The following is a 7,106-nucleotide window of genomic DNA, read 5'->3' on the forward strand; positions in this document are numbered from 1 at the left end:
TAGGAGAAAAGGGAAAGTATGAAAAAGATTTTAATGGTTTGTGAAGCGTTTGGTGGGGGAGTGTTCACGTACGTTTCACAATTGTGTAATGACATGGTCGATAATTTTGATGTTTACCTTGCGTATGCTGTTAGACCGCAAACACCAAAAAATTACCGTGATTTTTTAGACAAAAGAATTCACTTAATTGAAGTTGATGGATTCAACGCTGGCAATTTACTTAATATTGCTAATGATATGAAGGTTATAAAAGCACTTAGAAAAATTGAAAAAGAAGTTCAACCAGATATAATTCATTTACATTCGTCAGTTGCAGGTGGCATCGGTCGTATTGCGTTCAAAGGAAAAAATAATACGGTTTTATATACGCCACATGGATATGCACACATCTTAATGGAACCAAGCAGAAAAACTAAAGTCTATGGTATGATGGAAAAATTTTTAGGTAAGTACTCTTCTGCGACTATTCTTACGTGTTGTGAAAGTGAAGACGATGTAACTTCAAAAATAACTAAGAATCATACATATATTGAAACTGGAGTTAATCTAAAAGATTTATCAGAATCATTAGACGGAATTAGACCTGTAGAAAATGAGAAATTTACTGTTTTTACTTTAGGTAGAGTTACGGGACAAAAACAACCTAAAGTATTCAATAGGATAGCTGAACTGGTTCCTGAAGCTCGATTCGTATGGATTGGGGGAGGCGAACAAGAAAACCTTTTAACTGCTCCAAATATTGAAATTACAGGTTGGAAAGATCGTAAGGAAGCTCTAGCTATGGCTAAAGGAGCTGATGCATATGTGTTATGTTCTCGTGGTGAAGCCATAGCTATGAGCCTTATCGAAAATATGTATATAAAAAAATTAGTCCTAGTGTCTAATGTAATGGGAAACAAAAGTGTCATTAATGATGGCGTTAATGGTTATGTATGTAACACTCCTGAAGAGTATGCTGATAGGATTAGAAACGCAATGAAGAAATTTCCAACCAGCTTACCGGAGAATGCTTATAGAGATGTATTAACTACTTATAATACAGATGTAATGAAAGAAAAATACATTAAGTACTATAACAGTTTATAGGAAATAAAAAAACTCTGTTATGGCATTTTTGTGTATCAAAGGAGTGATTTTATATTTATGAAGAAATTGGCTAAAAAAATGGTGACACGTTTTTTTTCAGTAAATTCGGAAGATTTAATTAGTAAAATAAAAAAAGAAAATTATAAGGTTGTTTCATTTGATATTTTTGATACCTTAGTAAAAAGAAATGTCAATGATTCCAGAGACATATTTTTATTGCTAGAACAAGAATATGTTTCTTTTTTTAAAAAAGAGAAGCCTATTTCGAAAATGAGAGAAGATGCAGAAGCCAAGGTTGATATAGATAGTGCTGATTTAAATATCATTTATGATACAATTAATGAACTAGACGATGAAGAGAAAGCTTGGCTAAAAGAAAAAGAAATTTCTTTAGAGTTACAGTTGTGTCAGCAAAATAAACAACTAAAAAGGGTCTTTAATTGGTGCAAAAATAATGGGAAGAAAATTTTGATTATTTCCGATATGTATTTAAGAAAAGATGTTATTGAAAAAATACTTATAGCTTCGGGGTACTCAAATTGGGATTCTTTGTATATTTCATGCGAATATAAGGCGAGAAAAGCGACGGGCAACTTATTTGATATTGTTAAGGAAAAAGAACAGTTAGAAGTAAATGAATGGCTACATATAGGTGATGCCCAAATAGGCGATTTTTTGGCTCCAAAGAAAAAAGGAATTAATGCTTTCCTTATCAAAATAAACGAATGGAATACAGATTATTACAGTAGAAATTATTTAATAAAAGAAAGAGAGATGAAAAGGTACGAATATAACATTTTAAATTCCTTTATAAAAAATAACGAATCACGTAGTTACAATTATTATGAAAGATTAGGCTATGAGGTTGTTGGCCCTATACTATACGGATATAGTAAATGGCTTCAAAGTAAATCTGAAGAATTAGGTGTGAAAAAATTATTTTTCCTAGCAAGAGAGGGTGCATTTTTAAAGGAGGCATTTGAAATAGTTTCGGATTCCTCAGTGGACTCTACACTTATAAAAGTTTCAAGAAAAGCTACTTCTACACCATTATTATATAAGGCAGAGAGCATGAACGAGCTCTTGCGCATGATTAATAAGACTAGGAAGAATTTTACAGTTAAAGATTTGCTAGATAGTTGCAATATAGAGGATATTGACAGAAAAGCAATATTGAATAATGTTGAACTGAGTGCTGAGAGCAATATAGACGAACTTACTGACGAACAGATTGGCGATTTATTTACAGCATCAAGGTATGCTATTAATAATAATTCTAAGAAGCAAGAAGAATACATTAGAGGATATTTAAGTAATTTAGGATTTAATGGTAGTGTTGGTGTATGTGACGTTGGGTGGAATGGCACTATTCAAAATAATTTACAGAGGATTTTTGCAAATACTAGTATTATAGGATTCTATATTGGAAAGAAAAATAAGATTAAAGATACAATTAAAAGCAAGTCTGAAGCTTTTTTATTTGATGATACTAAAAATTTAGATATAAAAAATAATATAATGAGTTCTCCAGATATATTTGAACTTTTCTTTCTTTCAACAGATGGAACTACAATAAAGTATGAGAGAAGAGAGGAAAATTTCTATAGTGTACAAGCATTGCCAGATCAATCGCTTGATAATGCTAAAGAGATAATAAAATTACAAAGTGCTGCACTTAAATTTGTAAGTGATTTTAAAGCATTTACGAATAATTTTAATACAGATTTAACTCCTGAATGTTGTGGTGTAGCATATAATAAGTTTATAAACCCACCTTCATTGTATACAGTTAAAATGTTCAAGAGATTTTCATTTTTAAATGTAGGTACACATTCTATGGTTGCAGAACATTCACTATTCTATTATATTTTTAATCCTAAAGGTTTTGTAGAAGAATTTTTAAATAATGGAAGTAAATCATTATTTTTAAGAAGTGTATTTAAAATTTCTTTACCATACGTAGATATCATAGATTTTCTTAGAAAATTTGACAGAGGATGATTAGTAAATGAAGATAGCAGTAGTTTTAGTTACATTTAATAGACTGAATAGTTTAAAAATAGCACTTGAAAAATATGCTAGTCAAACTAAATTACCACAATATATTGTTGTTGTAGATAACGCTAGTACTGATGGGACGGCAGACTACTTAGACGAGTGGAAAAAAATATATATAGATGGAGTTAGTAAGATTGTTATCAATTCAAAGAAAAATCTTGGCGGTGCAGGTGGTTTTGCGCTAGGAATGAAACAGTGTTATGACTTAGATTGCGACTATATATTTTTAGCAGATGATGATGCTATGCCTGATAAAAATATGTTTTATGAATTAGAAAAAACTGAGAAGGCATTGTTAGGTAAAAGGATAGCAGCCCTATGTACTGCAATATATAATAATGGCATTCATGAATATATGCATAGATGTATTATTAAGAAGGATATTTTTGGTATAAAGTTCAAAGGATTGCCAGAAAAATTGTATAAAAATAGTTTTTTCAAAGTTGACATATTAACTTTTGTTGGTGCATGTATAAATAAAGAAGTTGCGAAGAAAATAGGAAATATTAAGGAAGAATATTTTATTTATTTTGATGACTCAGAATATTCTATCAGATTAAATGAAGAAGGAGATATTTTCTGTATACCATCAAGTATTATGTATCATGATGTTGAAAGTGACAGAAGATCTTCTTGGAAAGATTATTATGACACAAGAAACTGGATTGATTTAGTGAAAACACATTATTCTAAACCAGTTTTAGTTGGTGCAATAATAAAAATGTATTTGAAGAGGGTAAGTATACTTGCAAAGTTTGCAAGAAATAGGAGTAAAGCACATAGAAAGATGTGTAGGATAGCAATAAACGATGGGCTTCAGGGAAATCTGGGCTTAAATAAAGAATATGGACCGGGGAAAAAAATTAATAGTTAGTATTTTCTTAGTCAGTTTTGGGAAGAAGTGATACTTATTAAGCAATTAATAATTTTGTTAATAGTGATGTTAGCATTGTTTCTTATTATGTGCGTATTTTCAAATAGAAATGGAAATATACTGAAGTTCCTATCGCCACAAATTATGTTTGTTGGTTGTTTCATACCAGGAGTTATTTATGCATTTTGGTATGTAGATAAATGGAATTTGCATATATCAAATATGACCATAGTTGCTATTATATTAGGATTATTAATTTTTGTAGTCTTTTCGTATTTAACAAGTAGTATATATGATTATATACTTTTTAATCCAATATACTTAAAGAAAGCAAAATTCAAAAGAAATAGTATGTCAGATATAAATTCAAAAGTAGAAGGTTGGAAAGTAATAGTGCTAATAATAGTGCAGTTAATTTCATTATTACTTACTGTTCTATTCTTATTAAAAAATTATGGATTGAATTTATCAGATGCAATGTTTATGTATAGGAGCTCGACAGCTAGTGGTGATGATGCAATACCTCTACCTGGAATAATAAAATTAATAAGAAGGATAGCATTATCTAGTGGTTACATTGTCACATACTTGTATCTAAATGGGATTGTATATAAGAGTAAAAAAAATAGAGCTCTAGAAATAGTATGTATAATCTTGGCGATAATCAATGGTTTCTTATTAGGAGGGAGAGGTGACGGAATACAAATTATTATTGCAGCTATAGTACAATATATGGCATTGAAGGTTTATAAGAATAAGAGTATAAAAGTTATACCATTTAAAGATATTTTAAAAGTAATAGTCATATTGGGATGTATTATAGCTAGTTTTACACAGCTTGGTGAGTTGTTAGGAAGACAAATGGATTTTTTAAAGTATAATGATTATATTGCGGTGTATCTATCTGCAGAATTGAAAAATTTAGATACTTTTATAGTTTCGGGGGATTTTGGACATCCTCTTACGGAGTCATTAACATTATATTCGATAGTTAATAGTCTAGGTAGCATGTTTAATCAGCCGGCCTGGATACATAGTTTTGATATACCATTTCGATACTATGGGCATTATGCGTTGGGTAATGTTGGGACTATTTTTTATCCCTTTGTGTACGACTCAGGATTAGTAGGTGTAGTTTACTATACTGCATTTATGGCAGTTTTTTGTCAAATTTTTTATAAGAATTTCTTAAAAGCTGATAAAAAAGGAAATATAGACTTAAATGTAATATTTTATTCCTATTTAGCTTATATTATCCTATTCTCTTTCTTTTCAAATAAATTCTACGAAATGATATTTAATACGTCATTCTTATGGTGTATAGTTTCGTGGATTTTATTAAAATATTTTTTGTTGCGGATACGTGTAAAAGTCTAAGGAGAACTGTTAATGGAAAAGAGGATAAAAGTTTCAATCATCGTACCTGTGTATAATGCGGAAACTTTTTTAAAAAAATGTGTATTATCAATAATTAATCAAACATATAAAGAAATTGAAATAATTTTAGTTGATGATGGTTCAAATGATAATAGTTTAAGTGTGTGTAAATACTTAGAGACTCAAGATTCAAGAATCAAAGTTATTGAGAAGGATAATGGTGGGGTTTCTACTGCAAGAAATGCTGGATTGAAAATGGCTATCGGTGAATGGATAATGTTTGTAGATCCAGATGACTATCTAGAAAATAATATAATTGAAAAATTACTTCAGCACACATCATCTAGAGTTGATATTGTTGCTTCTTCTTGCAATGCCTTTACCAATTCTTCACGGGAAGAGGTACACTTCTTTAATGGTGATAGAAATTTTAGCACTATAAATCAAAAAAAAGAACTATTTATCCAATTGATGTACCCTGAATATGCACAAGATACTAATTTTGCAATTACAGCTATAGGAGTTCCATGGGGTAAAATTTATAGAAAAAAATTATTAGATGCAAATTCTTTAAATTTTAAAGAAAATTTACGAAGAATGCAAGATAATATATTCAATATGTATGCTTTCTATTATGCAGAAAAAATAACATATATAGATGAACCATTATACAATTATCGATATGATCATATGAGTGAATATTTCGATACGTATAAGAAAGGAACTGCTGATGTATTTTTAAATGTTATTAAAGAAAGAAAAAAAGCATTGGAAAGTATAAATTTATATAAAGATAGTTATCTTTTTTTATGTTATGTAAATGAATGTATTCGGTTATTGACAATAATAATGAAAAGTGAGATATTCAACCCTCACAATCTCAATAATAAGAAACAAAAAAAGCTGGAGTTTCGTCAACTATTGACTGAAGCTGCTTTGCAAGATGTTTTACATTTTTCTAATATTTCAAAATTGCGAATCTTGAAGCAAAAAATAGTATTAGCGCTAATTCTTTTAAGAATGGATAATATACTAATTCTATTGTGTGAAAAAGCCTAATTTTTTAATAATAGGAGGTTGAATTAATGTCTAAATACTTAGTAGTAGGTGCAGGTCTCTTTGGTGCGACCTTTGCATATGAAGCCGCTAAACGTGGCCATGAAGTTAAGGTGATTGAAAAACGTGATCACATCGCAGGTAATATCTATACGAAGGAAGTTAATGGGATTCAAGTTCACCAATATGGTGCCCACATTTTCCACACTTCTAACAAGAAAATTTGGGATTATGTGAACCAATTTGCAGATTTCAACCGCTACACTAACTCACCCGTAGCTAACTACAATGGTGAAATCTACAATCTACCATTTAACATGAATACCTTCAATAAGCTTTGGGGTGTGGTAACACCAGCTGAAGCCCAAGCTAAGATTGAAGAACAACGCTCAATCCTAGGCGACAAGCGCCCAGAAAACTTAGAAGAACAAGCGATTTCCTTGATTGGAACGGATATTTATGAAAAGTTAATCAAGGGTTATACCGAAAAGCAATGGGGACACAAAGCAACTGATTTACCAGCCTTTATCATCCGGCGCTTACCAGTGCGGTTCACTTACGACAATAACTACTTTAATGATGATTTCCAAGGAATTCCGGTTGGTGGTTATACCCAAATTGTAGAAAAAATGTTAGCCCATGAGAATATTTCGGT

Annotated in this window: 5 protein-coding genes and 1 pseudogene; all 6 read left to right on the top strand. The window is 30.4% G+C overall.

Annotated elements, in window-relative coordinates:
* Positions 1–18: 18 nt before the first annotated feature.
* Positions 19–1,086, top strand: a complete 1,068-nt coding sequence (locus FC14_RS06035) for a glycosyltransferase (RefSeq protein ID WP_056976902.1) — start codon at positions 19–21, stop codon at positions 1,084–1,086.
* A gap of 57 nt (positions 1,087–1,143) precedes the next feature.
* Complete coding sequence (locus tag FC14_RS06040) at positions 1,144–3,087, top strand: hypothetical protein (RefSeq protein ID WP_056976903.1); 1,944 nt, start codon at positions 1,144–1,146, stop codon at positions 3,085–3,087.
* A 7-nt stretch (positions 3,088–3,094) separates the two neighbouring features.
* On the top strand, positions 3,095–4,018 hold the full coding sequence (locus tag FC14_RS06045) for a glycosyltransferase (protein ID WP_056976904.1): 924 nt from the start codon (positions 3,095–3,097) through the stop codon (positions 4,016–4,018).
* Positions 4,019–4,045: 27 nt separating this feature from the next.
* On the top strand, positions 4,046–5,395 hold the full coding sequence (locus FC14_RS06050) for an O-antigen polymerase (protein WP_056976905.1): 1,350 nt from the start codon (positions 4,046–4,048) through the stop codon (positions 5,393–5,395).
* Between the two features lie 12 nt (positions 5,396–5,407).
* On the top strand, positions 5,408–6,454 hold the full coding sequence (locus FC14_RS06055; protein WP_056976906.1) for a glycosyltransferase family 2 protein: 1,047 nt from the start codon (positions 5,408–5,410) through the stop codon (positions 6,452–6,454).
* Positions 6,455–6,480: 26 nt separating this feature from the next.
* Positions 6,481–7,106 (top strand): annotated as a pseudogene (locus tag FC14_RS10905) (FAD-dependent oxidoreductase); the annotation flags it as partial.

Origin of the sequence: Ligilactobacillus agilis DSM 20509, from assembly GCF_001436215.1 — a bacterium.
Lineage (GTDB): Bacteria > Bacillota > Bacilli > Lactobacillales > Lactobacillaceae > Ligilactobacillus > Ligilactobacillus agilis.

Excerpts from the sequence above, each read along its gene's own strand:
- FC14_RS06035 (WP_056976902.1), top strand. The coding sequence starts at position 19 with ATGAAAAAGATTTTAATGGTTTGTGAAGCGTTTGGTGGGGGAGTGTTC.
- FC14_RS06040 (WP_056976903.1), top strand. The coding sequence starts at position 1,144 with ATGAAGAAATTGGCTAAAAAAATGGTGACACGTTTTTTTTCAGTAAAT.
- FC14_RS06045 (WP_056976904.1), top strand. The coding sequence starts at position 3,095 with ATGAAGATAGCAGTAGTTTTAGTTACATTTAATAGACTGAATAGTTTA.
- FC14_RS06055 (WP_056976906.1), top strand. The coding sequence starts at position 5,408 with ATGGAAAAGAGGATAAAAGTTTCAATCATCGTACCTGTGTATAATGCG.